Origin of the sequence: Vreelandella sulfidaeris, assembly GCF_042429665.1 — a bacterium.
Lineage (GTDB): Bacteria > Pseudomonadota > Gammaproteobacteria > Pseudomonadales > Halomonadaceae > Vreelandella.
Genome location: NZ_JBHMAC010000016.1, coordinates 276,335 through 302,584, shown reverse-complemented (window position 1 = coordinate 302,584; position 26,250 = coordinate 276,335). Strand labels below are relative to the sequence as shown.

At 51.0% G+C, this 26,250-nt stretch carries 30 protein-coding genes; 12 read left to right on the top strand and 18 right to left on the bottom strand.

The genetic code is table 11. The features are described from left to right. Positions 1 to 223: 223 nt before the first annotated feature. The 4 genes from ACFFLD_RS20035 to flgA form a co-directional block, all read right to left on the bottom strand. A complete protein-coding gene (locus ACFFLD_RS20035; RefSeq protein ID WP_386043406.1) occupies positions 224 to 964 on the bottom strand; it encodes an SDR family NAD(P)-dependent oxidoreductase in 741 nt (246 codons plus the stop codon). Between the two features lie 81 nt (positions 965 to 1,045). Then, on the bottom strand, positions 1,046 to 1,495 hold the full coding sequence (locus tag ACFFLD_RS20030; protein ID WP_386043404.1) for a flagella synthesis protein FlgN: 450 nt from the start codon (positions 1,493 to 1,495) through the stop codon (positions 1,046 to 1,048). A gap of 10 nt (positions 1,496 to 1,505) precedes the next feature. Next, positions 1,506 to 1,772 (bottom strand): flagellar biosynthesis anti-sigma factor FlgM, encoded by a 267-nt coding sequence (flgM, locus tag ACFFLD_RS20025; protein WP_386043402.1) that lies wholly within the window; start codon positions 1,770 to 1,772, stop codon positions 1,506 to 1,508. 98 nt (positions 1,773 to 1,870) lie between these two features. Then, on the bottom strand, positions 1,871 to 2,512 hold the full coding sequence (gene flgA, locus ACFFLD_RS20020) for a flagellar basal body P-ring formation chaperone FlgA (protein WP_386043400.1): 642 nt from the start codon (positions 2,510 to 2,512) through the stop codon (positions 1,871 to 1,873). Between the two features lie 277 nt (positions 2,513 to 2,789). On the opposite strand from flgA, the gene flgB reads away from it, so the two are divergent. From flgB to flgL, 11 genes are all read left to right on the top strand, one after another. Continuing rightward, the gene (flgB, locus tag ACFFLD_RS20015) at positions 2,790 to 3,224 is read left to right on the top strand and encodes a flagellar basal body rod protein FlgB (protein WP_386043398.1); all 435 of its coding nucleotides are present in this window, start codon (positions 2,790 to 2,792) and stop codon (positions 3,222 to 3,224) included. 32 nt (positions 3,225 to 3,256) lie between these two features. Continuing rightward, positions 3,257 to 3,667 (top strand): flagellar basal body rod protein FlgC, encoded by a 411-nt coding sequence (gene flgC / locus ACFFLD_RS20010; RefSeq protein WP_386043396.1) that lies wholly within the window; start codon positions 3,257 to 3,259, stop codon positions 3,665 to 3,667. A 2-nt stretch (positions 3,668 to 3,669) separates the two neighbouring features. Continuing rightward, positions 3,670 to 4,362 (top strand): flagellar hook assembly protein FlgD, encoded by a 693-nt coding sequence (locus tag ACFFLD_RS20005; protein WP_386043394.1) that lies wholly within the window; start codon positions 3,670 to 3,672, stop codon positions 4,360 to 4,362. A 52-nt stretch (positions 4,363 to 4,414) separates the two neighbouring features. Next, a complete protein-coding gene (gene flgE / locus ACFFLD_RS20000) occupies positions 4,415 to 5,638 on the top strand; it encodes a flagellar hook protein FlgE (RefSeq protein WP_386043392.1) in 1,224 nt (407 codons plus the stop codon). Positions 5,639 to 5,669: 31 nt separating this feature from the next. Continuing rightward, complete coding sequence (locus ACFFLD_RS19995; RefSeq protein WP_386043390.1) at positions 5,670 to 6,428, top strand: flagellar basal body rod protein FlgF; 759 nt, start codon at positions 5,670 to 5,672, stop codon at positions 6,426 to 6,428. A 50-nt stretch (positions 6,429 to 6,478) separates the two neighbouring features. Continuing rightward, positions 6,479 to 7,261, top strand: a complete 783-nt coding sequence (gene flgG, locus ACFFLD_RS19990; protein ID WP_386043388.1) for a flagellar basal-body rod protein FlgG — start codon at positions 6,479 to 6,481, stop codon at positions 7,259 to 7,261. Between the two features lie 40 nt (positions 7,262 to 7,301). Further along, positions 7,302 to 7,991, top strand: coding sequence for a flagellar basal body L-ring protein FlgH (locus tag ACFFLD_RS19985; RefSeq protein WP_386043386.1), 690 nt, complete (start codon positions 7,302 to 7,304; stop codon positions 7,989 to 7,991). Between the two features lie 87 nt (positions 7,992 to 8,078). Beyond that, positions 8,079 to 9,209, top strand: coding sequence for a flagellar basal body P-ring protein FlgI (locus ACFFLD_RS19980; RefSeq protein ID WP_386043421.1), 1,131 nt, complete (start codon positions 8,079 to 8,081; stop codon positions 9,207 to 9,209). After that, positions 9,209 to 10,255, top strand: a complete 1,047-nt coding sequence (gene flgJ / locus ACFFLD_RS19975; RefSeq protein WP_386043384.1) for a flagellar assembly peptidoglycan hydrolase FlgJ — start codon at positions 9,209 to 9,211, stop codon at positions 10,253 to 10,255. The genes ACFFLD_RS19980 and flgJ overlap by 1 nt, the downstream gene beginning before the upstream one ends. A 74-nt stretch (positions 10,256 to 10,329) precedes the next feature. Continuing rightward, complete coding sequence (gene flgK / locus ACFFLD_RS19970) at positions 10,330 to 12,309, top strand: flagellar hook-associated protein FlgK (RefSeq protein WP_386043382.1); 1,980 nt, start codon at positions 10,330 to 10,332, stop codon at positions 12,307 to 12,309. A gap of 16 nt (positions 12,310 to 12,325) precedes the next feature. Beyond that, positions 12,326 to 13,588 (top strand): flagellar hook-associated protein FlgL, encoded by a 1,263-nt coding sequence (gene flgL / locus ACFFLD_RS19965; protein ID WP_386043380.1) that lies wholly within the window; start codon positions 12,326 to 12,328, stop codon positions 13,586 to 13,588. Between the two features lie 127 nt (positions 13,589 to 13,715). On the opposite strand, the gene fliR is transcribed toward flgL, so the two are convergent. The 13 genes from fliR to fliF all read right to left on the bottom strand — a co-directional run bounded on the left by fliR (position 13,716) and on the right by fliF (position 25,069). Next, positions 13,716 to 14,507 carry a flagellar biosynthetic protein FliR gene (gene fliR / locus ACFFLD_RS19960; RefSeq protein WP_386043378.1) on the bottom strand — a complete coding sequence of 264 codons (792 nt, stop codon included), beginning with the start codon at positions 14,505 to 14,507 and terminating at the stop codon, positions 13,716 to 13,718. A 4-nt stretch (positions 14,508 to 14,511) separates the two neighbouring features. Beyond that, the gene (gene fliQ / locus ACFFLD_RS19955; protein WP_386043376.1) at positions 14,512 to 14,781 is read right to left on the bottom strand and encodes a flagellar biosynthesis protein FliQ; all 270 of its coding nucleotides are present in this window, start codon (positions 14,779 to 14,781) and stop codon (positions 14,512 to 14,514) included. Between the two features lie 68 nt (positions 14,782 to 14,849). Next, positions 14,850 to 15,563 (bottom strand): flagellar type III secretion system pore protein FliP, encoded by a 714-nt coding sequence (gene fliP / locus ACFFLD_RS19950; protein WP_386043419.1) that lies wholly within the window; start codon positions 15,561 to 15,563, stop codon positions 14,850 to 14,852. An 86-nt stretch (positions 15,564 to 15,649) separates the two neighbouring features. Then, on the bottom strand, positions 15,650 to 16,090 hold the full coding sequence (fliO, locus tag ACFFLD_RS19945) for a flagellar biosynthetic protein FliO (RefSeq protein ID WP_386043374.1): 441 nt from the start codon (positions 16,088 to 16,090) through the stop codon (positions 15,650 to 15,652). Then, complete coding sequence (gene fliN, locus ACFFLD_RS19940) at positions 16,087 to 16,614, bottom strand: flagellar motor switch protein FliN (protein ID WP_386043372.1); 528 nt, start codon at positions 16,612 to 16,614, stop codon at positions 16,087 to 16,089. The genes fliO and fliN overlap by 4 nt, the downstream gene beginning before the upstream one ends. Then, a complete protein-coding gene (gene fliM / locus ACFFLD_RS19935) occupies positions 16,611 to 17,669 on the bottom strand; it encodes a flagellar motor switch protein FliM (RefSeq protein ID WP_386043370.1) in 1,059 nt (352 codons plus the stop codon). Before fliM ends, fliN begins: the two co-directional genes overlap by 4 nt. A gap of 21 nt (positions 17,670 to 17,690) precedes the next feature. Beyond that, positions 17,691 to 18,167: a flagellar basal body-associated protein FliL gene (gene fliL / locus ACFFLD_RS19930; protein WP_386043368.1), complete on the bottom strand. Its 477-nt coding sequence runs from the start codon at positions 18,165 to 18,167 to the stop codon at positions 17,691 to 17,693. A gap of 160 nt (positions 18,168 to 18,327) precedes the next feature. Beyond that, positions 18,328 to 19,650: a flagellar hook-length control protein FliK gene (locus tag ACFFLD_RS19925; protein WP_386043366.1), complete on the bottom strand. Its 1,323-nt coding sequence runs from the start codon at positions 19,648 to 19,650 to the stop codon at positions 18,328 to 18,330. Positions 19,651 to 19,669: 19 nt separating this feature from the next. Further along, positions 19,670 to 20,122: a flagellar export protein FliJ gene (gene fliJ / locus ACFFLD_RS19920; RefSeq protein WP_386043364.1), complete on the bottom strand. Its 453-nt coding sequence runs from the start codon at positions 20,120 to 20,122 to the stop codon at positions 19,670 to 19,672. After that, positions 20,119 to 21,513: a flagellar protein export ATPase FliI gene (gene fliI, locus ACFFLD_RS19915; protein ID WP_386043362.1), complete on the bottom strand. Its 1,395-nt coding sequence runs from the start codon at positions 21,511 to 21,513 to the stop codon at positions 20,119 to 20,121. The genes fliJ and fliI overlap by 4 nt, the downstream gene beginning before the upstream one ends. 11 nt (positions 21,514 to 21,524) lie before the next feature. Continuing rightward, on the bottom strand, positions 21,525 to 22,295 hold the full coding sequence (locus ACFFLD_RS19910; protein WP_386043417.1) for a flagellar assembly protein FliH: 771 nt from the start codon (positions 22,293 to 22,295) through the stop codon (positions 21,525 to 21,527). Beyond that, positions 22,288 to 23,295: a flagellar motor switch protein FliG gene (gene fliG, locus ACFFLD_RS19905; RefSeq protein ID WP_386043360.1), complete on the bottom strand. Its 1,008-nt coding sequence runs from the start codon at positions 23,293 to 23,295 to the stop codon at positions 22,288 to 22,290. Before fliG ends, ACFFLD_RS19910 begins: the two co-directional genes overlap by 8 nt. Next, entirely contained in the window at positions 23,288 to 25,069 is a 1,782-nt protein-coding gene (gene fliF / locus ACFFLD_RS19900; RefSeq protein ID WP_386043358.1) for a flagellar basal-body MS-ring/collar protein FliF, read from the bottom strand. The genes fliG and fliF overlap by 8 nt, the downstream gene beginning before the upstream one ends. Before the next feature lie 256 nt (positions 25,070 to 25,325). Here fliF and fliE point away from each other — a divergent pair, with 256 nt between their 5' ends. After that, positions 25,326 to 25,658, top strand: a complete 333-nt coding sequence (fliE, locus tag ACFFLD_RS19895; RefSeq protein WP_386043356.1) for a flagellar hook-basal body complex protein FliE — start codon at positions 25,326 to 25,328, stop codon at positions 25,656 to 25,658. 76 nt (positions 25,659 to 25,734) lie between these two features. Here fliE and ACFFLD_RS19890 read toward each other — a convergent pair whose 3' ends face one another. Continuing rightward, positions 25,735 to 26,106 (bottom strand): flagellar protein FlaG, encoded by a 372-nt coding sequence (locus ACFFLD_RS19890; RefSeq protein WP_386043354.1) that lies wholly within the window; start codon positions 26,104 to 26,106, stop codon positions 25,735 to 25,737. Positions 26,107 to 26,250 lie beyond the last annotated feature (144 nt).

Sequence of the window (26,250 nt, the reverse complement as noted above, 5' to 3'; positions counted from 1 at the left end):
TAGTGTGGGGTCTCCCCATGCGAGAGTAGGTCATCGTCAGGCACTTATTCCACGAAAAACCCAGCCATCCGGCTGGGTTTTTTGTTGCCTGGAAGAAAAGAAAAATGCCCTGTCATGGCGAGGAGTGTAACGACGTGGCCATCTCGGTTTTGGTGGCACCGCACCAAGATTGCCGCGCTACGCTCGCAATGACAGAGTCAACAGCGAGATATGGCTGGCTATTTCACCATTCAATAGGCTTGCCGTTCCAATCCCAAAAGCTACCGCTATCCTCCGGAGTTCGTTCGGCGATGATGGCCAGCAACTGCTCGGCGACATAGGTAGGCGAGAATAGCTTTTCGTTCGGCACCCTTGCCTGAAAAGGTTTAGAGAGGGCGGTGTCGGTAGTGCCAGGGTGTAGGCATAGGACGATAGATTGCTTATTTAGCCGTTTGAGCTCTATAGCGGCGGTTTTCATAAGCATATTATGAGCGGCTTTACTGGCACGGTAGCTGTACCAGCCGCCTAACTGATTATCGGTAATGGAACCCACGCGTGCGGAAAGACTGGCAATAATCGCAGGATGCGATCCCTTGAAAGAGTCCTGAAGTGCTGCTAACAGCAAGATAGGTGTAAAAGCGTTAACATTCATGACCTGTGTTAAGTTGTCTACACTAAGCTGGTCAAGTCGTTTTTCGGGCTGTAGATGATGGGCTTCATCATGGAGCGTGCCGATAGCATTAAAAAATAAATGGATTGGCTGGGCGGCCAATGCTTGCTTAAGCACTTGTCGGCCGTGCTCTTGAGAGACATCAAGCGTTAGTTGTGTAATACGAGGATCATCAATGGGTAGTGTTTGTCGGCTAACGGTAATGATCTGGCCGACCTGAGAAGAAGACAACAGCTGCTTAATAATGGCTGTCCCAATCCCCCCTGATGCGCCGATGACCAACGCTGTATAATGATGAGGCAATAATTTGAACATGAGAAGTTTCTTAAACCCTTCTAGTGCAAAAGGCCTTCATTGAAACGTCATGCAGAGAACTTGTCGAGGGAATTAGGTGTGTCAGGCTGAAGCGTTGATGCGGCCTGGTTGAGCGCTATTACGACCATCTGGCTTATATAGCGTTTTTTCTGCAATCTGGCGAATATAATCAAGCATCGCTTGGTTATGTTTCATGCGTACCGAAAGCATCTGCCCCGTCAGTTCATTCATACGGGCAGCACGCTCACTTTTTTCAAGTAAGCTTTCCCAGGCAGTTTGGCAACCAGCGTCATTAGCCGCCGCTCTAGCACCGCTAGCGCCTTCTGCATATCCGAGACGTTTTTGGACATTGCGCCGAACCGCCTCAATACGCTCAAGCTCGACAAGCAATATTTGCTTATCGTGGGCCACTTGAGTCAAGGCATCGCCGTCTATATCACCTTGTGTCAATAAATTTTGCTCGCTGGACAACAACGAAATGAGCGCATCCAGGCGCTGTTGTTGATCGGTAAGCAAGGCGACAAGGCTCATTATTCGTCTCCTATAAATCTTTAAGATTGGCGATTAGCCCCTCAGCGATACGATCAGCGCGCATTTCTAAGCGTCCCTCGCGAATAGCGTCGCGAATTTCTTCCACTTTGGCACTATCAATATCCTGGGACTCATCAACACCCGACTGGCTCAGTTGGGTCGATTCGCGAGTGCTGCCACCCTGTGTGGTAGGCGTTACGCTATCAACTTTTTGAGTCTCATCGCGTTGCTGAGTTTGGTTTGAGCGTAGTAGCGAATTAATGTTATCAATTTTCACGTTGTCTGCCTCATCTTCAACGTCGATGCGCTTTGCGCGTATTATAACCGATATAACAGTAACTATCGGCAACGCTGGAGATAACTTTAGGCAGTCAGTTAAAAATCTACCACTAACATGCCTTGATCTGTGACGCGTGCTGTCATAATTTGCCGCGAATCAAAACGGACCCTAACTTGTTCCCCTAACGCGCCATTTTCCAGCGCCTCGCCTTCACGTGTAACGCGGAAAGAAGACCCTTGAGCAATAACAGTCACGCGTTGACCACGTTCAACCAAGCTAGGCGCTTGTAGGTAGTGGGCTAAAAAGGTACTGCCAGCACGAATGGGACGCTGCGCTATTTTACCCACAATATCTTCTTCAGCCGTCAGCGCTTGGGCTGAAAGATCGCCAAGATTGCCGCCTTGTTCACTCAGCATGTCAGGGGTAATCAGCGTGCCTCGCCCAATATCACTTGCCGCCACCAAATAGCTACCCACAATATCAATTTGAGCCTGCAGATAGCGAACTTGCCGACTGGCCTCACCGCAACGTACGCCAACGGAAACACGGCCCAACGGCGCTTGATTGGCGTTGGGTAAAAAAGGCTCTGGTTGTACACATTCAGGTAAGTGCGGGGAAGGAGGGCGTACGTCAATCACTACCTCGTCGCCTAGCGCTTGTGTTTGCTCATACAAAAATTGATGCACTTGCTGCATCAAATGGTCGTTATCAGCGTAGACGTTAAATGTAGCCATCATACACACGATTGCTACAACAGGGAGGCCTAGCCAGTAACGACACAAGCGTCGCGAAGAAGGGCGGTTTCGTTGCATAAGAAGGTCGCTTACCTGGGAGCTAGAGAAGACAAGCAGTAGGAGAAATTTGGTTTTCAAGTGTAACTAAAAGGTATCAAGCGTATCACGCGAAATGCTGGCAGAAACGACATCTGTTCCATGCTTTAGGATGACAGTGACACACGTATTCTCCACCCTCAACAAAGTCCATTTTATTTTAAGCCTCAACGCGAGGGTCGGCATGATTGATCAACTGGAATCTGCCTTTAATTTTCATCAGAAAGCAGTGAGTTTACGCCAGGCACGCCATGACGTGTTGGCGGCAAATATCGCGAACGCCGATACGCCGAACTATAAAGCGCGCGATATCGATTTTGCTAGCGAGTTGAAAAAAGCAGTAGATGGTTCTCAGCATGCGTCCGGTTCCTCGGGTGGCGGGCTGACATTAGCACGTACCACAGAAGGCCATATTGCTGGAGAAGGCCCCGCTTGGCGTGGAGCCGGCAACGCCGATTTACTTTATCGCATTCCTGATCAGCCTAGTTTGGATGGAAACACGGTGGACATGGATCGTGAGCGCACGCAGTTTGCGGACAACGCTGTTCGCTATCAAGTCGGGCTCACCATGCTCAACAGCCGTATTCAAGGGCTGAAAAATGCCATGCAGCCTGAATAAACCAAGTCAAACTAGTGAGGAGTTAACCACCAATGTCGATGTTTTCCACATTTGATATTGCCAGCTCAGCAATGAGTGCTCAGGCCCAGCGAATGAACGTCACTGCGAGCAATATGGCGAATGCCGATAGCGTTGCTGGACCCGATGGCGAGACTTACCGAGCCAAACAGGTAATGTTTGAAACTCAGGCACACACTAACCGTTATGGTGTTGGTGGCGTTCGTGTGACCGAGGTGGTGGAAGATGACTCCCCGCTTCGCATGGAATATATGCCCAACCACCCGTCGGCGGATGAGGATGGTTACGTGGCTAAACCCAATGTTGAGCCCGTACACGAAATGGTCAATATGATTTCTGCCTCGCGCTCCTACCAGGCCAATGTCGAAGTATTTAACACCAGTAAGCAAATGCTGATGCAAACGCTGTCGCTGGGTGAGGGATAATCATGAACACTATTGATACAAGTATGGTTAGCAGTGTTAACAGCGGCGGCGCCAGTGGCCTATCTGCTCGTCAATCAGATGAGCTTCGCAACAGCTTTATGACGTTGCTAATCACTCAGTTACAGAATCAAGACCCGCTGAAGCCGATGGAAAACTCGGAGATGACCTCACAGTTAGCGCAGATTAACACGGTCAGCGGTATTGAAGAGTTGAACAGCACGCTACAGGGCATTACCCGTCAAATGGATGCTAACCAGGCACTGCAGGCAAGCGGCTTGATTGGTAAAGGTGTCATGGTGCCCGGCCAGCACGTGTTATTAGAGCAAGATAGCGACGGAAAAACTTACACAACACCTTTCGGGATAGAGTTGGCCGAGCCAGCGAAGAACGTTAAAGCGACGATTGTTGGCGAAGGTGGTCAAGTGATCCGCCGGTATGATCTTGGTTCGCTGGACGCAGGCACACAGTCATTCGATTGGAATGGCTTAGATGATCAAGGGGCGGCGGCAGCGAGTGGTCGGTATTCTGTGCAATTAGAAGCGACTGATGCAGATGGCGAAAAAATTGAATCTACCGCCTTACAGTATGCGGTAGTCAACAGGGTAACCCCTAATGATGGCAGCGGCGGCGTTCGGCTGGATCTGGGCGCTATTTACGGCCAAGTCAGCCTGAACGACGTTAAACAAATCCTTTAAACACTAATTAAATTAATTCTTTAATTAAAAACAGCTTTCTTAGGGGAATATCATGAGTTTTTCGCAAGCACTCAGTGGTCTAAGCGCTCAGCAACAAAAATTAGGCGCCGTTGGTAATAATATTGCCAACTCGCAAACCGTTGGTTTTAAAAGTTCCAACGTACAGTTCGCTGATGTCTATGCAGAGTCGCGTATCGGTTTGGGCGTACGTACCGCAGGCGTATTGCAAAATTTTAGTCAAGGCAACGTTGAATCAACCAACCGCAATATGGATCTAGCCATTGCAGGTGAAGGTTTCTTCCGTTTTCAACAGCCCAATGGCGAAGTAGGTTATTCACGTAATGGTCAGTTGACCATGACGGCCGATGGTCGCCTAGTGAATGCCCAGGGTGCTCAGATCATGGGTTATGCCGCAAACGCCGAAGGTGTTGTTCAGGCGGGTGGTAATGTACAGCCTTTACAGGTTCTCTCAGGAGACATACAGGCTAATGCAACAACTGAACTAGATATATCGTTAAACCTTGATTCTGGTCAGCCTGTCATTACTGCAGCGTTCGATGCCGATAATGCCAATACCTATAACTATTCTACCAATGCCACCGTATTCGATTCACAGGGTAATGCGCGGAACCTGTCGCTCTATTTCACCAAAACGGCAGCTAATCAATGGGACGTTAATGGTCGTTTGTCAGGTGGGCCTGCAGGTGGAGGGACGTATGACGTCGATTTAGGGAACCTAGCCTTTACTCAGAACGGTACGCTAGATGAAGCGAGTACTACAATTACTAGCCCTTCATTTAGTACTGGGGAATTTGGAGGTGCTAATCCCTTTGCAGCATTGAATATTGCCATGAGCTTTGAAGGTTCAACGCAATTTGCCAATGACTCAACGGTCAATAACACCGTGCAAGATGGTTACACGTCCGGTTCGTTAGTTGGCGTTACCATTGAAGATGATGGCAGCATTATGCGTAACTATTCTAATGAACAGTCGCGTGCGGCTGGCCAAATAGCCCTAGTCAGTTTTCGTAACCCTGAAGGTCTGAAGCCTGAAGGGGATAATTTATGGACGTCTACAGCATCTTCAGGGCAAGAGCTAGTGGGCATACCCGGTACTGGCTTGGTGGGTTTGATTCAGCCTAGTGCTGTGGAAACCTCCAACGTTGATATGGCCCGTGAGCTCGTCGATATGATTGTTGCTCAGCGCGCGTATCAAGCTAACTCGCAAACCATCAGTACCCAGGACGAGCTCCTGCAGACCATTATTAATCTGTAATGATCGGTCACCTTTGTAAGGAGTAAGTAGCGTGGATCGAATGCTCTATACCGCCATGAGTGGTGCGAAGCACACGATGGATCAGCAGTCGGTGGTGAGTAATAACCTGTCGAATGTCAGCACCACCGGGTTTCGCGCGCAGCTCCAGGCTGTTCGCTCCGTCCCTGTGCAGGGTGAAGCATTACTGGCAACGCGAACGTCGGCGGTCACGACCACGCCAGGCAGTGATTTTTCTCAAGGCCCGGTAGAGTTTACCGGTCGTACACTTGATGTCGCGATGCAAGATGATGCGTGGATGGCGGTATTAGCCGACGACGGTACTGAAACCTATACAAGGCGCGGCGACCTGCAGATTGATAGCGATGGCGTGCTGCTGAGTGTCGGGCGCCCGGTAATGGGGGAAGGCGGCCCAATTGCTATCCCTCAGGGGGCCCAAGTATCGATAGGTGCCGATGGCACTATCAGTGCCATCCCGGAAGGGGTGGGTCCAGAAGCATTGGTAGAAGTTGGCCGCATTAAATTAGTGACCCCCGGCGCAGGCGGCATCACAAGAGGCGAAGACGGTCTCTTCCGTGCTCCCCCTAATGAAGAGGGTGCGCCGGGTGCCTTGCCCGCTGATGAAAATGCTCGATTAGTCAGTGGTGCCCTGGAGGGCAGCAACGTCAGTGCTGTCGATGCCATGGTATCGATGATTGATGTTGCACGTCGCTACGATATGCAAATGAAGATGCTGAGTACCGCTGACGAAAACGCCCAGCGCGCCAATGGCATTCTTTCTATCCAAGGTTGATGTAGACCATTCGACGCTGATGTAAGTGAGTCGGTCAGAGGAACATAATTATGATTAAGTCATTGTGGACAGCTAAAACCGGTTTGGAAGCTCAGCAAACCAAGCTTGATGTCATTTCAAATAACCTGGCTAACGTGAGCACGAATGGTTTCAAGCGCTCACGCCCGGTATTTGAAGATTTGCTATATCAAAACATGCGTCAGCCCGGTGCCCAGAATAACATTCAGGATCGACTGCCTTCAGGCATGCAGGTGGGTACCGGTGTACGTGCGGTAGCCACTGAGCGTCTGCATACCCAGGGTGGCTTGGAGCAGACTGAAAACTCACGTGACCTGGCGATTAGCGGCCAAGGGTTTTTCAAGGTGTTAATGCCGGATGGAACCACAGGCTACACTCGCGACGGCAGTTTTCAGTTAAACGAAAATGGCCAAATGGTGACCGCCAATGGTTATCCCGTTGAGCCTGCTATCTTTTTACCGGCCAATGCACTGTCAGTAAGCATTGGGGAAGACGGTACGGTGAGCGTTCGCCAGCCAGGCGTCGCCCTCGATAATGAAGTGGGGCAAATTACCGTCAGCACGTTTATTAATCCAGCTGGCCTACAAAGCATTGGCGGCAACCTCTACCTGGAAACAGGGGCCTCCGGGGCACCTAACGAAAACATGCCGGGGATGAATGGTGCCGGTCGGTTGTTTCAAGGCTTTGTGGAAACCTCCAACGTCAATGTCGTTGAAGAAATGGTCAATATGATTCAGACCCAGCGCGCCTATGAAATTAATAGCAAAGCGGTGTCTACCAGCGACGAGATGTTGGCACGCTTGAGCCAGCTGTAACGCTTGTTACTTACAAGGCTTATTTACAATAGGTTGGGCTATGCTGGAGTTGCACCACATGTCACGTCGTATTGCGCTAGCGGGGCTGGTGCTTTTCTTATTGGTTGTTGCCGGGTGCGCGCAAATTCCACGTGCGTCCGTAGTGGGTGAGCAAGAGCAGATCAGTATTGCTGACCGCCCGCCACCCATTCCAAACGGATCTATTTACCAGGCGAGGCAAGGCTACCAGCCATTGTTTGAAGATCGTCGGCCGCGCTCAGTTGGCGACATTTTAACAATCGTTTTGGATGAGCAGGTCAGCGCGAGCAAAAATTCGCAATCCAATGCAGGGCGCAGCGGTAGCGCGAACCTTGAATTGGGTCAACTCCCTGATGTTCTCGATACACTCGCAGAATATGGGTTTGACGTTTCCGGCCAGAATGATTTTTCGGGCAGCGGCGGATCGCAAGCTAACAACTCCTTTACCGGAACCATCACAGTATCCGTGTTAGAGGTCATGAATAACGGCAATCTGCGCGTGCGTGGTGAAAAGCAAATAGCCATCAATCAGGGAACCGAGTTTATTCGTTTTTCTGGTGTTGTTAATCCACGTACTGTTACTGCTCAAAATACAGTGCCCTCTACCCAGGTTGCCGACGCGCGTATTGAGTATGTTGGGGACGGCTATATTAATGAAGCACAACACATGGGCTGGCTACAGCGCTTCTTCCTGAATGTCTCTCCTTTCTAGGCTATGGAGCAACCAATGACAGAGCTACCAGTAACCAGCCTTTCAGGGGAAGACCTTCCTGAGGAAGAGCACCAGGAGGCAGTAGCGATGCGGTTAAATGGTGGTCGAACTATCCATTCATGGCTTATTCAGTTTAGTGCGTTTGTGCTGATGAGCCTGCTGGCTTTTCCTGCCCATGCGGAAAGTATCCGCGAACTGGCCAGTTTTGCCGGCGTACGTGATAACCAGTTAGTGGGCTATGGCTTGGTCGTTGGCTTGGATAGCACCGGTGACCAAACGACCCAGGCCCCGTTTACCAGTCAAAGCTTGATGAATATGCTTTCCCAGCTAGGCGTGACTGTTCCAGCAGGTACGAATTTGCAGCTGCGAAACGTTGCTGCCGTGATGGTGACGGCTGACCTTCCGCCTTTTTCAAGACCTGGCCAGCGTTTGGATATTGTGGTCTCGTCGATTGCTAACGCGCGAAGTTTACGAGGCGGGACGCTGCTCATGACACCTTTAAGAGGTGCCGATGGCGAAACCTATGCGATTGCCCAAGGCAATATGCTGGTGGGCGGCGCAGGCGCTCAGGCGGGTGGAAGCAGTGTGCAAATCAATCAGCAGGCATCTGGCCGTATCCCCAACGGTGCACTAGTGGAGATGGGCGTGCCTCTGAACTTGGGGGGCAATGGCGGCACACTAGAATTACAGCTGAACAATTCAGATTTTGGCACCGTGCAGCGCATGGTGTCGGCGATCAATAACGAGTTTGGTCAGTCAGTTGCCTATGCTCGTAATGGCCGTGTCATCGCCCTTGATGGCCCGATGGATGATAATGCGCGCGTCAATTTTATGGCCCGTGTTGAAAATATTCAGGTAACACCCACAGAGGCGCCTGCACGGGTCGTATTGAACTCACGTACGGGATCTGTCGTGATGAACAGTGCAGTCACCTTGCGTGAGGCAGCGGTCGCCCACGGCAGCTTATCCATCATGATTGATACTCAATTTGGGGTGAGTCAACCTGCGCCCTTTGGCCAGGGTGAGACGGTCGTCGTGCCCAATGCTGACATTGATATTGAGCAACAGGAAGCCTATTTACAGATTGTAGAGGGCGCTCAGCTCAACGAAGTGGTCAATGCACTGAATGCGTTAGGCGCCACGCCACAGGATTTAATGTCGATTTTAGAAGCGTTGCGGGCATCGGGCTCACTACGCGCAGAGCTGGTGGTCATTTAATGAACGCTAACGATATGTCGAATCAGTTCGCGCTGGATGTCGGTGGCTTTCAGCGACTTCAACACACTGCGCGGGTCGACCCCGAAGCAGGTGTCAATGGCGCCGCTCAACAGTTTGAAGCGCTGTTCATCCAGATGATGATGAAAAGTATGCGTGAGGCGATACCCAGCTCAGGGCTGATGGACAGCAGCGCGACGAATACGTATCAATCGATGCTGGATCAACAGTGGTCACAGGTAATGGCGTCACGTGGAATGGGCCTTGCTGATGTCCTCGTTGAGCAGTTGGAGCGCCAGGGAGCTATTTCTAAGACGCCTGCTGGCACCAATCCTGATCGTGAATTACAGGCGCTTATTGCTGGTATCCCGCGGGGAGCACCTCGCGTACTTGATGATGCATTTATCGCAGATTCAAGTGGCAATGAAAATATGAACACTACTGGCGGTGGGCGATTCCTCGCTGAGCTAGAGGCTATCCGTAAGGGTGTAGAAGCGACGCCTGTCGAAGCAGGCGCAAGGCCTGATGGTGCAGTGACTCAGCAAGTGCGCAGGAGTGCAGACCATGTTGATCACTTTATTCAAACGCTGACGGCTCCCGCGCAAGCAGCCAGTGCTAACACTGGCGTACCTGCCGAATTGATTTTGGCCCAGGCCGCGCTTGAAACCGGCTGGGGGCGTCACGAAATTACCACCCGTAGCGGGTCGAATAGCTATAACGTATTTGGTATCAAGGCCGGTAGCCAGTGGGAAGGTAAAACGACTGATATTGTCACTCACGAATACATTAATGGTCGCCGCACTCAAGTCGTTGATACGTTCCGCGTTTATGATTCGTTCGAACATGCCTTCACCGACTACGCCGGCTTAATCGGCAACAACCCACGCTACGCTGGTGTTTTACAAGCATCTTCAGCTGAACAGGCCGCTAGAGAACTCCAGCGGGGTGGGTATGCGACTGATCCATTGTATGCTGACAAGCTGGTAGCCGTGATGAATACCATGGGCTCGGCTATTGATACCGGCAATTTCCTGGCAGATTCTCGCTAGCAACTCCCTCAAGTTTTTCTGTGCACTGCCGATACTAATAAAAGAGATTGGTATCGGCCTTAAGGAAGTAGACCATGAGCATGTATTCAATTGGCTTAAGCGGCCTTAATGCGGCGCAGAATGCCTTAAACACCAGCAGTAATAATATTAGTAACATCTTCACGCCTGGCTACAATCGCGAACTGACTCAGTTGGGCGAGGGCCGTGCCGGAGGTGGTGTTCAAGTTAATGCTATTGAGCGTCAGTTCAATACCTACGTCGCTAGCCAGTTGAATAATGCCAAGACACAGTCGAGTGCGCTTGAGACCTATAACAATCAGGTCTCGCAAATCGATAACCTGTTGGCAGACCGCGCAGCGGGGCTTGCGCCTTTAATGCAGGGGTTTTTCTCATCTCTTGAAGATTTAGCCAGCTCTCCTTCCGATCCCGCTGCGCGTCAGGGCGTATTGGGTACAGCTAATACCTTAAGCTCACAGTTCCGCTCGTTTGATAGCTACTTGCAGGATATGCAGAGCAATATCAACGGGCAAATCAAAGATGAAGTGACCCAAATCAACAATACCGTTGAGCAGGTTGCCGGACTGAATAAAGAAATTTCTCTGGCCCGTGCCAGAAGCGGTGAGGCACCCAATAGTTTGCTGAACCAGCGCGATCAACTGGTTTCAGAGCTTAATGAGCGTATGGACTTACGCCTGAATATTCAGGATGGCAAAACCTACAATATTAGTTTGCCTAATGGTCAGCCTCTCGTTACCGGCACTAACTCCTTCAAATTGGAGGCCGTTCAAGCCGATTACGACCCTCAACGTACCGTGGTGGGCTATCGAGATGGTGGCGGTAATTTAGTCAAGCTAGATGAGTCGACCATTAAGGGGGGCACTTTAGGCGGATTGATGTCCTTCCGCTCAGAGACACTGGATAAGACTCAGAACCAGATAGGTCAACTGTCCGTATCATTGGCGACGGCTTTCAATGAGCAGCACAAGTTAGGCGTAGACCTTAATGGTGAAAAAGGGGAAGACTTCTTTGAAGTGCGTGCGCCGCAATCCTATGGCTATAAAGGCAATAGCGAGCCCGATCTATTAACATCGGCTCAGTTTGATACGACCACTGTTGATAAGTTGCGTGCTACCGACTATACCGTGGCATTCGATGCCGCTCGTAACCCCATCGTGACACGTAACGATAATGGTCAAGTGCTCGATAGCACTGATCCAGATAATGCCAATTACGTTGACGTATCCGGTTGGGATGCCGCTACTGGTTCTGGTGAGATAACGTTTGGTGGTGTGACGCTTGCGTTTAACAGTGGAACCACCGTTGCCGAAGGTGATCGCTTTGAAATTCAGCCGGTGCGACGTGCCGCTAACGGCATGGATACCGCAATTGCTGATGCCGATAAGATAGCCGCTGGTGATGCAGGATTTGAGAACGGCGGAGGCAGCACACTTAATTCATTTAAAAGCACAGGCAATTTAGATGTTAGTGACTTGCAAACGTCTCAAACCGCTTTTGCCGATAATAAAAACTACGAATTGAAAGTGGATGACACCGGTAAGCTGACAGTAACTCCACCAACCGCTATCACGGTTGGAGGGACTACTTATGCTGCGGATGCTACTAATGTGACAGTAGCAGTTGACGATAACGTTGTAATTGATGGATTCAGCTTTAAACTAGATTCACTACCGGCTGACACGGCGACGTTAAACGTTAGCCAAAGGATTATCTCTGCCTCTGGTGATAACCGCAACGCACTTGCACTACAGAACCTGCAAGCGGAATCAATTGTGGGTGCAGGGGCCACGGTTACAGGCGCTTATGCCTCCATTGTTAGCGACGTAGGCAACCGTGCCAATATCACCCAGGTCAACCTGGATGCGCGTCAAGGCCTGACCGACCAGCTACGCGCGGTGCAGCAATCCGAGTCTGGCGTCAATTTAGATGAAGAGGCGGCTAACTTGATTCGTTATCAACAGTACTATCAAGCCAATGCGCGTGTGATCGACACCGCAGGAACGCTGATGGACACCATCTTGAACCTGCGCGGTTAATTCGGGAGCTTAAGTTATGCGTATTAGTACCGTTACCATGTTCGAGCAAAGCACGGCATCCATGAATCGCCAGCAAGGCGACTTGATGAAAGTCAGCCAACAGATTGCCAGCGGACGGCGTGTGGTGAACCCCTCTGACGATCCACAAGCTGCTTCACGTGCAGTGGGTGTTGATCAAGCCAAGGCGGTTACCGAGCAGTACAGCGACTCGCGTGTTTCAGCTCGAAATTCGCTCTCTCAAACTGAAAGCATTATCAATAGCATTGGTGATGCGATTACTAGTGCTAAAGGGCTATTAATCCAGGCGTCCAGCGACACGCTCACTGACGCTAACCGCAAATCGATAGCGAGTGAGCTGAAAGGCGTTTATGAAACGATGCTCGGCCAAGCCAATTCTACGGATGGTAATGGCCGTTACCTGTTTGGCGGTTATAAAGATAACCAGCCTCCGTTTGCCAAAGATAGCAATGACAGTGTGCAATATAAGGGCGACGGTAACGTACGCGAACAGCGGGTTGACGCGACACGTTTAATGCCAGTAGCCGATAATGGTGAGACGATTTTCAAAAGCGTAGCGAGCGGTGCTGGCTACGTGGCTGAAGCAAAGAAAGAAGATGGTACGCTTAATCAAGGCAATGTGACTTTTCGCGGTCCGCAAATAAGCGATATTGGCAACGCAGCAGACTTTCGTATCACCTTTACTAGTTCCAATACATTCGATGTCGAAACGTTTGACGACACTACTTCTACCTGGTCTCCTGCCGATCCGGCTGACCCTACCCTGACCAATGTTGCTTATACAGGAGGCGAAGGGGAGGCTGGACAGCAAGTAACTTTTGGGGGTATTTCCATTACTCTACAAGGTGAGCCCGTCGATGAGGATTCCATCCTTGTAGCGAAAGCGGGTGGAGCTTCTCGGGGTGCTGATTTATTCCGTACAATGGAAGAAGCCATTAGAGTATTAGAAAACCCTGCTGATGATGCGCCCAAGAAAGCTGATATGCGTAATACTTTAAATACTGCCATGCGCGATCTGGACAATAGCCTGGATAACGTACTGACCGTACGCGCCTCTGCAGGGGCACGTTTAAACGAGCTTGATGTGATCGATTCGGTGGGTAGTAACAGAATGCTGAACTACGATCAGACGTTATCTGATTTAGTCGATCTGGATTACGCGGAAGCGATTTCTGAATACAGCTTACGCCAAATCGGTATGCAGGCATCGCAAAAAGCGTTTGTAGATATTAAAGGATTATCGCTGTTTAACTATATGTAAGCTTAGCTTGCATTAATTCAGGTTATTGTTAACGCTTATTGATTAATAATCCCTGTGCTTTTCGTGACGTTTCGTCATGTTGAGTGCGGGGATTTTTATTCTGAGCCAGGATCGTGAGTTGGCTAAGTTAGTTTAAGGGCGCCATTGTTTCGATTAAACCCTGCATAAATGCCAGCCCTTGGGAAAATAAGCGTTCCAAAAAGCTACTCATATCGGTCATCAGTACCATCATGAGTATTAAGCCCACGATGAGAGACGTTGGGAAACCAATGTTGAACACCGTGAGCTGAGGCGCGGAACGATTGAGAATCCCCAAAGCCAAGTTGATCGTCAGTAGTGAGCCTACCAACGGTAGGGCCAGTAGCATACCTGAGGCAAAAATAGTGCCAGCGTAGCGGACGAGCAGTTCAAAGGCGCCAGGGTTGAAGGTGCCAATGCCAATAGGTAGCGTTTGGAAACTCATGATCAACGTTTCCAGTACCATCAAGTGGCCGTTCATGGCTAAAAACATCAGCAATGTGATCATATAGAGGATGCGCGATAGCACCATGATATTGGTGCCACTTGAGGTATCAAAGAAGCTCGCAAATGCCAGGCCCATCTGTAAACCAATAAAATCCCCTGCTGCCTGTACCACCGCAAAGACAATATGCATGACGAGGCCAATCGCTAAGCCAATCAGAATCTGCTCAATCATGATGCCAATACCTGCCCAGGACATGATAGCAATATCCGGCATAGCAGGTAGTATCGGTGCGATGACAATAGACACGAGCGCCGCCAAGCCTATTTTAGCTTGATTTGGCACGCTGGAGTGTCCCCATAGTGGCGAGACCGCCATAAAGGCAGTAATACGCACAAACGGCCACAAGAAAGCCACTAGCCACGTCTGTAGCTGTGCGAAAGTGACTTCAACCATGGCGTTACATCACCATGTTAGGGATATTGGTAAACAATCGATGGGTAAAATCAGTAATTAAGCCAATCAACCAGGGCCCTGCCAATACGAGCACTGTAAAAACAGCCAGGATTTTAGGGATAAAGGTTAATGTCATTTCATTTATCTGCGTCGCGGCTTGAAATAAACTAATGATTAAGCCGGTAAATAGAGCCACCAGAAGAATGGGAGCACCAAGTAAAAGGGTTACGCGCATGCCTTGGTAAGCAATGCTCATCACCATTTCTGGGGTCATCTCTGAAATCCTCATGGGCGTATATCAAAACACGACTTGGTTAAGCTAAAAATTTATATTCTGTAGTGCTAAATCATATAAAAGCTTTCAGCCATGGAGCCAATAATAAGCTGCCAGCCATCGACTAAGATAAATAGCATCAGCTTAAAAGGTAGTGAAATCGTAATGGGCGGCACCATCATCATACCCAGTGCCATTAGGGTACTGGCCACTACAAGATCGATGATGAGAAAAGGAATAAAAATGGTAAAACCAATTTGAAACGCCGTTTTCAGTTCACTAGTCACATAGGCAGGTAGCAATACTCGCATCGGCAGTTCTTCTGGCCCTTGTAATGGTCCGACATCCGCTAAGCGAACGAATAGGGCCAAATCAGGTTCACGTGTCTGGGCGAGCATAAATTCGCGAAACGGCTCTTGGGCAAGTAATAAAAAATCCTCGAAATTAATTGTTTCATTGCTAAGAGGTACCCAGGCATTGTCATACACTTGCGACAGTACCGGCGACATAATAAAAAACGTTAAAAACAGCGCAATCCCTAGCAGCACTTGGTTAGGAGGCGTCGCTTGGGTTCCCATTGCTGTGCGTAATAAACTAAGCACAATAATAATGCGTGTGAAGCTCGTCATCATGAGCAACATGGAAGGTAAAAACGCTAGCGAGCTGAGAAAGAGCAGTGTCTGAAGTGAAAGCGACCACTGCTGCCCTCCATTTTCTAACGGCTGAGAAATAATGCCGGGTATTTGTTGAGCGTGCGCTGGCAGTGCTATCAAGCAAACCATAATGGCCAAGGCCAACCAGCACCAGCACAGGGCAAAGCCCTTAGCAGGAATGGGCTTACAGGGCTTAGGAACAAGCATCCGGTGCCTCATGGCGTCTTTTGTGAATCAATGGGAGCTGAGGAGTCACTTCGTCGACTCGCTAACGCTTGTGATAAACGTTGAGAAAAACGTGAGGAAGGGGCTACCGACGTTGTGTACGAGCGCTCTTCAGGAGCGGGTCGCTCATGTAGTTTGGTGATATGGCCATTGCCAACACCGACCACTAGCCAAGTATCTTCCACTTCAACAATAACAATACGCTCACGGTTGCCCACGGCTGTGCTCCCTACGATGCGTAGGTGAGCTCCTTGGCGGGTATGAAGATTGCTCCAGCGTTTCAACAGCCATGTACAAATGAATATGATCGCAATGACTAACGCTAAAGCAGCGGCTGTCTTCCCTAAGACAGCCATGCCTACTAATGCCTCGCCACCGTTACCAAGCGCATCAAGCGAGCCGTTTTGCGCAGTGGTGGGGACAGCACTCATCGGTTCAATTTGTGAATACGTTCAGAGGGGGTGATGATTTCAGTAATCCTAATACCGTACTTATCTTCGATAACAACGACTTCCCCTTGGGCGATTAAATAGCCATTTATGAGGATATCCATCGGTTCACCGGCAAGACCTTCAAGTTCAATCACGGAGCCTTGGGCCAGCTCCAGTAGCTGCTTGATGGTAAGCTTTGTTCGCCCGAGCTCCACGGTTAGCTTCACCGGGATGTCCATGATCATTTCTAGCTCACGCGCCGACGATGCGCCGCTATCCGGGCTCAGTGGACGAAAGATATCGTCGCTAGCAGACTTGGCTTTGGAGGCAGGTGCTTCCGGCGCTGCCTCGGCAGGCTCGTCTTCCACCTCTTCAGCAGCCTCCTGCTCGGCCATGGCGGCAGCCCAAGGATCATCCTCTTCACTCGCGGCGTCGGCACTGGAGGTAGGTTCTTCTTGCTCGGACATGGCATCCGCCCAATCGTCTTCAGAGACGTTCTGATTAGGCTTATTGGGATCAGTCATGCTTTGGATTCCTTGGCTTTCTGTCGCGTAGACCCTTTAATAAAGTCCTTGGACGATACGTTATTCATAGCGGCATGGTCGATCATATGTAAAACACGCAGCGCATGCTGTCGACGCTGACTGCCGTATTCACACTCCATCACCGGCACCCCGTCAACACTGGCGGTAATTGTGCTCGGAATATCCAGCGGCAGTACGTCGCCTTTTTTCAATCCCATCACATGCGCAATACGGCTCGGTATTTGAGCAAACTCCGCGACCAACTCTATTTCTGATTGGCGCAACTCACTCGCCATACGGCGAGACCAGCTACCATCTTGATCATGGTTACTGTCATTGATCGGATTCGCTAGTAAGTCGCGCAATGGCTCGATCATGGCGTATGGCATGCAGATCTGGAAATTGCTCGATAGATTGCCCACTTCAATATTGAACTTGGTATTCACCACAATTTCATTGGGTGAATTAGTAATGTTGGCAAACTTTGACTGCACTTCTGAGCGTAAAAAGCTAATATCCAGTGGATGTACCACCTTCCAGGCTTCTTGGTAGGCATCAATCGCCAGATTAAGTAGGCGATGAATAATACGCTGCTCAGTGTTGGTAAATTCTCGTCCATCCGATTTGGTCACAAAACGGCCATCGCCACCGAATAGGTTATCGACCACCATGAAGACCAAATTGGGAGGGAATACCACAAGGGCTGAACCACGTAGTGGTTTCATCGAAACAATGTTGAGGTTAGTAGGTACCGGCACATTGCGAGAGAACTCGCTAAAACTTTGATAGCGTACCGACTCTACAGTGATGTCCGCACTACGCCTTAATAGGTTAAATAAACCAGTACGAAAATATCGAGCAAAACGCTCATTAATGAAATCTAGCGCATGCAGACGTTCTCGAATCACACGATGTTGAGTCGAGGGGTCATATGGGCGAATACGCGTTTCATTTTGCGCCTGTTGAGAGGCCGAAGGCGAGGGCTCGTCGTCCCCGCTAACGCCTTTTAATAGCGCGTCTATTTCTTCCTGGGACAGTAGATCGTCCTGTGACATGAACGGCTCCAGTTCCCGGGGTTATTGCACAATAAAATCAGTGAATAGAACTTCACGCAAATCAAGCGCCGGCTGATTTTCCGTTAATGGAACACTCAGGCGGTCAACAATCTCTTGCGTAAGCTGCTGCTTACCTTCCATTGAGGTAAGTTCGTCAGCCTGCTTGCCGGATAGAAGCATCAACAAACGACTGCGTACTTGAGGTAAATGTTCTTCGAGAATCATTTTACTTTCTTCATTGCCCACGCGAAGCGTTACCCCTGTATAGAGTAAGCGTGATCCGTAGCTGTCGTCGGCAAGATTGACAGTAAATGGCTCAATACGCATGAAGATGGGAGACTCACGCACCATGGCCTCCTCCGTATCTGCTGCGGCCGTATCGCCATCGCGCTGATCCATCACCATATAAATAGCTGCCGCTGCGCCTGCCGACGACAGCAATACCAGGATAACCATTATCCAGAGCAGCTTTTTAGACCCACCGCTTTTTTCTGCCATGTGTGATTCCTGTGAACTCCGTACTTATCACTCGTCAGGTATTATGCCTAACACATCTGCCTGTAATGAAATGAACAGGCTCACTTGGCAAGCCTATCTTTTGGTTTAGTTATCTCGTGTGAGGAGTGCTTGAAACGTCATGCTTGTTCAGGCGCCTCCTTTAAGCATAAAGGTCGACTCTACCGTCAAGAATAAGAGGGCTTCTATCGGCGACCCGGGATAATGCGTCATCGGATGCGTTGTCATCGCCACCTTGACTGCCCTCAGCGTTCTGGTTGCCACCGGATTGGGCAAAGGCTTGGGCATTGGGGTCGCGTTGTTCGCCTACCGATGTCTCACCCAGCGATATACCTTGCTCAGCTAGTGCTTCCCTTAGCTGAGGTATCGCTTGTTCAAGTACTTGGCGCACTTGAGCGTGAGCGGATAAAAAGTGGGCTTGAGCCCCCTGATCACCAAATTTTAGCGAAATAGACAGAGGCCCTAGTTCAGCAGGGTTCAAGTGCAGCTGTACAAGCTGATCGCCACCACGTTGTGAAATCTGAACCAATTGCTGACCTAGCTGTTGAGGCCAAGCAGAACTCGTTACGGGCGTTGCCAACGTGGCTTGTGTTGGTGTGGTTGGCGTTAAACCTGCAGCAGGCTGCGCCAACGCTGATGGGTGACTGCTACCGTTTAGGGCTAGACCAGTAAGTAAGTGTTCATTACTTGTATTCCCTTTCATCGTTCCGTCTGCCGTTAACAGAGCGCCCATTAGAGCGTCGCTGCTGATCTGAGACGTTGCTCCAGCAGTATTAACCTGGGTAAAGAAAGTATTAGCGGTTTGTCTTTGGGCAGTCTGTACATCGATAGTCGGCATGGTCACCGTAATACGCGACATATCACCTGCCATGGATTTCGCTGGATCGGCAGGTGTGGGTTGCTGATTTACCAAGCCATTTAGTGCCGAAACAAGCTGAGCGGCCTCCGTTTGGCTAATGTCGAGCTGCTCAGCGATGGACTCCAGCAACGCTGGGGCAAGCGATACCTCTGACTGCGCTTGCTGAGGAGTCGCGTCAGAAAAGGAAGCCATGAGCGCAAGGCGGGCGGCAATGTCATCAAGCTGAGTTGGCGCCACACCATCGTTGAGTGCCGGTATTGTTTCGCTGTTACCAGCAGCTGGCTGTTGAAGCTGAGCGAACAGTTCAGAGAGATCTCCCTCACTGATATCAAGCCCTAGAGATTCAAGCGCTGTTTTTAATTCTTCGGCGTCGACGCTTAGTGCCCCTGATAAAAGCGCATTGAGCGCCATCAAGGGTGTCTGGAGCGAGCGAGTCGAGGCCGCATCGTTAGCACTGCCCATGGGGGCAGATAAACGCTGGGCATCAGACGCTTTAAGTAGCGCTTGTCCGAAAAGGCCGCTGGCTGAATCTGGTCGGCTAAAGGCGCCTTGAGACTGTGTCTGAGGCGAACTTTGGCTGGCCGAAAGCAACTGGTGAATGTTCATATTCAGTCCCCTGGCACCGCTAATGCGGAGTGTCGTTATGCTGACGAGCCAAACGGCTAGTCACCAGATCATCGTTAGTTTTTTGCTCATGACGCTCACTGCGGCGGTGCTCTTCTAACAGTCGACGCGACGCCAGTGTATCGTAGGATGAGAGCTTGCGCTGCTCTTGTTGCCAGTTCTTTTGGCTCTGTTGAACGCTTGCCTGCTGAGCCGCAAGAGCTTGCCGAGCACGGCTTAGGGCGGCATCCAAAGAGGCCAGGAATTGTTGATAATTGTACATGGTGGCAGGGTCGATTCCGTCACGCATTGCCTTTTGTAAACGCTCGGCATACTCGGCACGGTAACTAAGCAGTGACTGTAACTGAGCCGTGGTTTGCTGCTCTGTTCGTCGCTCTTGAGCCAGCACTTTTCCCGCTTGATCACGAGCATCTCGGGCTAAGCCGGTAAGCATGTCGAGCTGTGATGTACTCATGTACGCCCTCCAACCAGTGCATGCAATGCGTCGCGCGACTCGGTAAGCGTTGCACACTCATTAATGTTCTGTTGCAGGAATCTTTCCAGCGAGGGAAAGCGGTTTACCGCTTCGTCTAGCTGAGGGTCGTGGCCAGGGCTGTAGGCACCGACGCTGATAAGATCCCGGTTGCGCTGGTAACGTGAAAATAACTGCTTGAAAACACGCGCTTCCTGCAATTGCTCGGGGGATGTAATTGAGGTCATCGCCCGGCTAATGGAGGCTTCTATATCAATCGCTGGATAATGCCCGGCTTCCGCTAAAGTTCTCGACAATACGATGTGGCCATCGAGAATGGCGCGAGCGGAATCGGCAATCGGATCCTGCTGATCATCACCTTCGGTCAAAACGGTATAAAAAGCCGTTATGGACCCGCCGCCGCGCTCTGCGTTGCCTGCCCGCTCCACTAAACCGGGCAGTTTGGCAAACACCGAGGGTGGGTAACCCTTGGTGGCGGGCGGCTCCCCAATGGCAAGGGCAATTTCACGTTGTGCCATGGCATAGCGTGTCAATGAATCCATGATCAGCAGTACGTTACGACCCTCGTCGCGAAAACCTTCTGCTAGCCGCGTGGCGTAAGCGGCACCCTGAAGACGCTGTAGAGGAGAGGTGTCCGCTGGTGCCGCCACCACCACTGCGCGTCGTCGACCCTCAGGCCCCAGGATATTATCAATAAAATCCTGTACTTCACGACCTCGCTCACCGATAAGGCCAACCACAATGACGTCGGCCTTGGTGTAACGTGCCATCATGCCAAGCAACACCGACTTGCCTACCCCGGAGCCGGCAAACAACCCCATTCGCTGGCCTCGCCCAACGCTTAGCAAAGCATTAATAGCGCGAATTCCGACATCGATCTGCGCCTCAATAGGGGCACGAGAAAGTGGGTTTAGGGACGGTGTACTGAGCGTGGCTCGCGGTATTTCTTCGATAGCCTCGCGGTCATCAAGCGGGTTGCCATTGCCATCCAGTACGCGGCCCAGCAGGCCATCACCAATGGGAAAACGGCGGGCGCTATTACCGCTGCCTTCATCTAACGGTGAAACGCGAGCGCCTGGCATTAACCCCGTGACTTCTTCAAGTGGCATTAAAAACAATTTGTCACCAGCAAAGCCCACGACTTCTGCTTCCGCGTGCTTATCGCTAGCAGCCAAGCGGCCGTCGCTACCCGGCAACTCAATGCGACATGCACTGCCCACGGCTACCCGTAAGCCTACCACCTCAATCACCATGCCGGTCGCCCGAATAACGCGGCCACTATTGCGGTAACGTGGCAAATGGCTGACGCGTTGTTGTGTGCGTAGCAAGGCCTTGTTCCAGCGATATTGATGGGGACAGGTGGATTCTGGCATAACGTATCCGCCTACGATGAAGTAGCGTTAGAAGATGATGACTGAACGCCGCGTTTGCGTAGCTGGGCTTGAATAGCAAGCCAGCGGCTTTCGAACGTGGCATCAATTTCGCCTTGGGCGCTGGTGACGCGACAGCCGCCGCGGGCAAGCTGATCATCGGGTTGAAGCTTCCAGCTAGCCGCACTAAGTTCGTGGCCAAGGTGCTCTTCTACCAAGGCGTGATCTTTAGGGTTGAGCCAAAGGCGTTGTTGGCCAACCAGGGGCGGCTCGGTGTGCAATAGCTCGCGCACAATAACCAAGATCTGCTCGGGGGTGTTGAGCAACGCATCGGACGCCAACTGCTTGCCGGTGGCCAGCGCTAATTCAACAAGGTCATGGGCAATCGTGTCATCGATGCGCTCTAAGGCATCTGAAAACTGTTTGCCGAGCGTTTTAAGCGGCGTAACCGTCTGCCGGATTTGCTCCTGCAGCTCGTCGTGAGCCTGCCGGGCGCCTTCCGCTAATCCCGTTTCGAGCCCGTCGGCATGGCCTTTTTCAAAACCTGCTTTGTAGCCCTCTTCCTCGGCTTGCTGGCGAATGCGCTCATAAAGTGCCTGTCGCTCGCTTTCTTCACGCTGGCGCGCTTGTTCAGCTGCTTTTTGGGCCGCTTGCACTTTGCGTTGATGAGCAGTGGGGGGCTCATTAGCGGGGTTATGATGATTGGCCGGTGCCGCCAATTCGTCCATTTGCCAGCGTCGCCAGTCGCCATGACGATCATATGAAGGAGTGTGAGTATTAGACATACTCATCGTCTCCGCCTGCCAGGACAATCTCACCTGAATCCGCTAAACGACGTACAACCTGCAAGATGGTTTTTTGCTCGGTTTCTACCTGGGAAACGCGAATTGGTCCGCGAGCTTCCATATCTTCGCGAACTAAATCGGCGGCTCGCTGTGACATATTGCGTAGGAACTTGTCCACCAATGCATCTTGCGCGCCCTTGAGCGCCACTACCAGCGAGTTGGTCTCGACTTCCTGAAGTACCATCTGAATAGCGCGATTGTCGAGGTCGAGTAAATTCTCGAACAGGAACATTTCGTCGATAATTTTCTGCGCTAAGTCTTCGCTGTGCGCGCGGACCGTTTCGATAGCCGTCTCTTCTTGTGAGGAGTTCATCAAGTTGAGAATTTCTGCCGCCGTTCTTACGCCGCCCATTTTGCTGCGCTTGAGGTTTTGACCATCCAGCATGCTGGTGAGTACTTCGGTCAGCTCCTGTAAGGCAGCCGGCTGAACGCCGCTGAACGTCGCGATACGCAGTACGACGTCATTACGGAGTTTTTCTTCAAACAGCTCAAGAATATCGGACGCTTGATGACGGTCCAGGTGAACCAGAATCGTGGCAATAATTTGCGGGTGTTCATCACGGATAAGCTCAGACACCATCGAGGCTTCCATGAGGTTCAGTGCATCAATACCTGAATTATTGCCCGTCGTCTCAAGAATATCTTCGATTAAGCTAGTGGCACGCTCGCTGCCCAGCGCCTTGGTTAGCACCGAGCGAATGTGGTCGCTGGAGTTAAGATTAAGCGCGACAAACTCTTCAGTTTCTTTATGGAATGCCTCAAGCACCGCTTTCATATCTTCATGCGAGACCTGATTAAGACGGGCCATTTCCATACTAATTTCTTGCACTTCAGCGGCGCCTAGGTATTTGAAAATTTCCGCAGCGCTATCTTCGTCAAGGGCAAGTAGCAAGATAGCGCTCTTGCGAGCGCCACTCATTTCAGCAATTGAACTACTCATGTGCGTTCATCCAGCTACGAATGATCATCGCAACCATACGGGGGTCTTCTTGAGCCATTTCCCGTAGGTCGTTGAGGTTGTGCTCATAAAGAGAGTTTTTACGCCGACGTTTTGGTTTGGCATACGTCTCATCGTTATCGTCAGCGGCTTCTTCGCCCTCATCATTGTCATCGCTGCCCACGCTGGTGGAGAAGGTGCCGCCAGGCATCGCCGTCGCCATCATCGGTGTTTGGGTATAGCGCTTAATGAGAGGGCGCAAAATCAGTAAGTAGAGCAATAAGATTGCGAGTGCCACTACTAGGTAGCGTCCCACGCTGGCCGCAATAGAAAGCGTGGTCGGTTGCTGCCACCACTCAACATTTTCGGTTTCATCAACGCTGCGCGCAAAGGGTGAATTAACCACTTCAACCTCATCTCCGCGACGTTCCGAAAAGCCCATCGCTTGGCGAACCAATCGCTCAATCTGAGCAACCTCGTCGTCGGTTAGCGCAACATCAACCCATTCGCCTTCTTCGTTCAGTTGGGTGCGGTAATTTACGACGACTGCTGCAGATAGGCGTTCTACCTGACCAAGACGGTGTTGCACATGTTCGATACTGCGATCCACTTCGTAATTGATAACGTCGTCTTGGCGCAAGTTGCGCAGCGCCCCAGGCGCAGCGTCCTGTTGGCCGTTATCTGCTTGTGCATCGTCTTCTCCCTCTTCCTGGTTAATAGGTGAGGGCATGGTGCCTGGAGGCGTATTGCTTAGCGCGCCGGGAATGCCTGTGGCCAATGGGTCTTCGCCATCATACGCAAGGCTTAGCTGACGGCTGCGCACAGCCGCTTCGTTAGGTGGTTGGTTGGGGCCGTAGCGCTCTGACGTTTGCTCACGTCGAGAGAAATCTATTTGGGCAGCGACTTGGGCGCGTACGTTATCGCGGCCTAAAATAGGCGTTAAAATATGTTCGATACGCTGTTGGTAAGAGCGTTCTACTTCGGCAATATACTCAAGCTGCGAGCCGTCCAGATCGTTGCCATTGCTGGTATCGGCTGATAGTAATCGACCGTCTTGATTGACCACGGTGACGTTTTCAGCAGCAAGCTCAGGAACGCTACCAGATACCATGTGGACAATGGCGCTGACCTGGCCTTCGCCTAATACGCGGCCGGGTAAGAGGGTCAGTACGACGGATGCTTTAGCGGGTTCGCGATCGCGAATGAATACCGACGGCTTGGCTAGTGACAGATGGACTCGGACCTTTTCTACGGGGCCTAGTGATTCAATAGAGCGCGCAAGCTCGCCCTCCAGACCACGCTGGTAATTAATCTGCTCTGCAAACTGGCTAATACCAAATGCTTGGCTATCCATTAACTCCAGACCAAGATTGCCCCCACGGGGCAAGCCCTGTTCCGCGAGTTGCAGACGCAACGTATGCACCTGATCACTTGGCACCATTAATGCTTGGCCGTTTTGGCTAAATTGATAAGGGATTGCCCGGGCATCAAGCTCGTTAATGATACTCCCGCCATCGGCTTCGCTTAGGTTGCTGTAAAGCACGCGGTAGTCAGGGCTGCTTGCCCACATAAAGAGCGCCACCACCACCGCAATAGACGCTGCTCCAGCAATAAGCAGAGCGACCAGCGGATTACCGCGCAGTTGCTTCAGTACACGATCAAAAGACGAACCGCTTGAAGGATCGCGTTCGGTATTGCCGCTGGTCGTATTACCACTACGAGGCGCGGCTTGATTGGTACTGTTTTGACGGCCTGCCGTTGCACCGGTCTCGCTCATACGACCCTCCGTAGGATCAAGCGAAACTGGCGCCGGCCCAGGCGCATCACCAAAGAAGGCATAGGCTATTTCCGTCAATCGAGGTTATCCGCCAAAAAGATGAGGCGGAATTGTGATGGACGCCATTATCCGGTGGCTGGTCTAGCCTAAAGGAACGATAAGCTTCGCTTTTTGTGCGTATTTGTCCGTATGAGGTAAATCGCTTCGATGTTAGGCTTTTCGCATTAGTTTTTTTATCGACAAGTGAGGCAGGCGTATGAGTACTCCCGCTATACAGGCTGCACTACAGCAGATGCAAGGCATGGCAACCCAGGCTGCCTCTACTCAGCAATTGAGTGGTTCACAGGCGGCAGCCGCTGTGGGGAACGGCGGCTTTGGCGGTGAGTTACAGGCCTCCATCCAGCGCATTAACCGCCTGCAGCAAACCGCTAACAGCCAGGCAATGGCGTTTCAGGCCGGTGATCCTAACCTGCAGCTTAATGATGTGATGGTCGATATGCAGAAGGCCAGTGTTGCTTTTCAGATGGGGCTTCAGGTTCGCAACCGGTTGGTGTCTGCATACCGAGACGTGATGAATATGCAGGTTTAAATATGCAGGTTTAAATATGCAAGTTTAAAAGGTTAGCAGGCCATTGGCGCGCAATGTGTAGCCTGCTCCCTTGTTTTTAAGCTTCTAATGAGATTATCTGTCCCTGCATTTCTTCTAGCCGCTCAGCAATCTTTATTACTTCTTCTGCTGGAATCTGGCGTATGACCTCTCCCGACTCGCGGTCTACTACCCGTGTAATAATGCGTGAGCTTTCTTCGCTTAATTCAAACTCCAATCCACGTGGTCGCATCGTTGCATTGATGCGCTCAATCGGCTCAATCAGCTCGCCAGATGTGAACTCGTGCTTGTTGGGATTGGTTTCTGCGCTTTTCAGTTGGCTATTGGTCGTGGCGAGCTGAGCCAGCGTGTTTTCAAGTCGTTGTTTCGGAGTGGAGGGGCTGGCTGTTAACGCTAGCGAAGCGACGGTATCAGTGGGTAGTAAACTCATGGGGCACCTGTCTCTTGTGGGTAAGCTTTGGCAGCCACGGGTAATGCAGTGGCAAGAGAGGGCGGCCATAGCTCGTTTTTTCGGGTATCTCTAAGTATTTATCGGTAGTTCGATAAAAAACTTTATACCTTGAGCGACATTAAT

Bases quoted from the DNA above. Each gene is read 5' to 3' on its own strand.
- ACFFLD_RS20035 (WP_386043406.1), bottom strand. From the start codon at position 964: ATGTTCAAATTATTGCCTCATCATTATACAGCGTTGGTCATCGGCGCA.
- fliQ (WP_386043376.1), bottom strand. From the start codon at position 14,781: ATGACCCCAGAAATGGTGATGAGCATTGCTTACCAAGGCATGCGCGTA.
- fliG (WP_386043360.1), bottom strand. From the start codon at position 23,295: ATGAGTAGTTCAATTGCTGAAATGAGTGGCGCTCGCAAGAGCGCTATC.
- ACFFLD_RS19910 (WP_386043417.1), bottom strand. From the start codon at position 22,295: ATGTCTAATACTCACACTCCTTCATATGATCGTCATGGCGACTGGCGA.
- flgJ (WP_386043384.1), top strand. From the start codon at position 9,209: ATGAACGCTAACGATATGTCGAATCAGTTCGCGCTGGATGTCGGTGGC.
- fliN (WP_386043372.1), bottom strand. From the start codon at position 16,614: ATGACTGATCCCAATAAGCCTAATCAGAACGTCTCTGAAGACGATTGG.
- fliM (WP_386043370.1), bottom strand. From the start codon at position 17,669: ATGTCACAGGACGATCTACTGTCCCAGGAAGAAATAGACGCGCTATTA.
- fliE (WP_386043356.1), top strand. From the start codon at position 25,326: ATGAGTACTCCCGCTATACAGGCTGCACTACAGCAGATGCAAGGCATG.
- fliP (WP_386043419.1), bottom strand. From the start codon at position 15,563: ATGGTTTGCTTGATAGCACTGCCAGCGCACGCTCAACAAATACCCGGC.
- flgB (WP_386043398.1), top strand. From the start codon at position 2,790: ATGATTGATCAACTGGAATCTGCCTTTAATTTTCATCAGAAAGCAGTG.
- flgG (WP_386043388.1), top strand. From the start codon at position 6,479: ATGATTAAGTCATTGTGGACAGCTAAAACCGGTTTGGAAGCTCAGCAA.
- flgA (WP_386043400.1), bottom strand. From the start codon at position 2,512: ATGATGGCTACATTTAACGTCTACGCTGATAACGACCATTTGATGCAG.
- ACFFLD_RS19925 (WP_386043366.1), bottom strand. From the start codon at position 19,650: ATGAACATTCACCAGTTGCTTTCGGCCAGCCAAAGTTCGCCTCAGACA.
- fliI (WP_386043362.1), bottom strand. From the start codon at position 21,513: ATGCCAGAATCCACCTGTCCCCATCAATATCGCTGGAACAAGGCCTTG.
- fliR (WP_386043378.1), bottom strand. From the start codon at position 14,507: ATGGTTGAAGTCACTTTCGCACAGCTACAGACGTGGCTAGTGGCTTTC.
- ACFFLD_RS19890 (WP_386043354.1), bottom strand. From the start codon at position 26,106: ATGAGTTTACTACCCACTGATACCGTCGCTTCGCTAGCGTTAACAGCC.
- fliF (WP_386043358.1), bottom strand. From the start codon at position 25,069: ATGAGCGAGACCGGTGCAACGGCAGGCCGTCAAAACAGTACCAATCAA.
- flgK (WP_386043382.1), top strand. From the start codon at position 10,330: ATGAGCATGTATTCAATTGGCTTAAGCGGCCTTAATGCGGCGCAGAAT.
- flgC (WP_386043396.1), top strand. From the start codon at position 3,257: ATGTCGATGTTTTCCACATTTGATATTGCCAGCTCAGCAATGAGTGCT.
- ACFFLD_RS20030 (WP_386043404.1), bottom strand. From the start codon at position 1,495: ATGAGCCTTGTCGCCTTGCTTACCGATCAACAACAGCGCCTGGATGCG.
- fliJ (WP_386043364.1), bottom strand. From the start codon at position 20,122: ATGAGTACATCACAGCTCGACATGCTTACCGGCTTAGCCCGAGATGCT.
- ACFFLD_RS20005 (WP_386043394.1), top strand. From the start codon at position 3,670: ATGAACACTATTGATACAAGTATGGTTAGCAGTGTTAACAGCGGCGGC.
- flgL (WP_386043380.1), top strand. From the start codon at position 12,326: ATGCGTATTAGTACCGTTACCATGTTCGAGCAAAGCACGGCATCCATG.
- fliO (WP_386043374.1), bottom strand. From the start codon at position 16,090: ATGAGTGCTGTCCCCACCACTGCGCAAAACGGCTCGCTTGATGCGCTT.
- flgE (WP_386043392.1), top strand. From the start codon at position 4,415: ATGAGTTTTTCGCAAGCACTCAGTGGTCTAAGCGCTCAGCAACAAAAA.
- fliL (WP_386043368.1), bottom strand. From the start codon at position 18,167: ATGGCAGAAAAAAGCGGTGGGTCTAAAAAGCTGCTCTGGATAATGGTT.
- ACFFLD_RS19985 (WP_386043386.1), top strand. From the start codon at position 7,302: ATGCTGGAGTTGCACCACATGTCACGTCGTATTGCGCTAGCGGGGCTG.
- ACFFLD_RS19980 (WP_386043421.1), top strand. From the start codon at position 8,079: ATGCGGTTAAATGGTGGTCGAACTATCCATTCATGGCTTATTCAGTTT.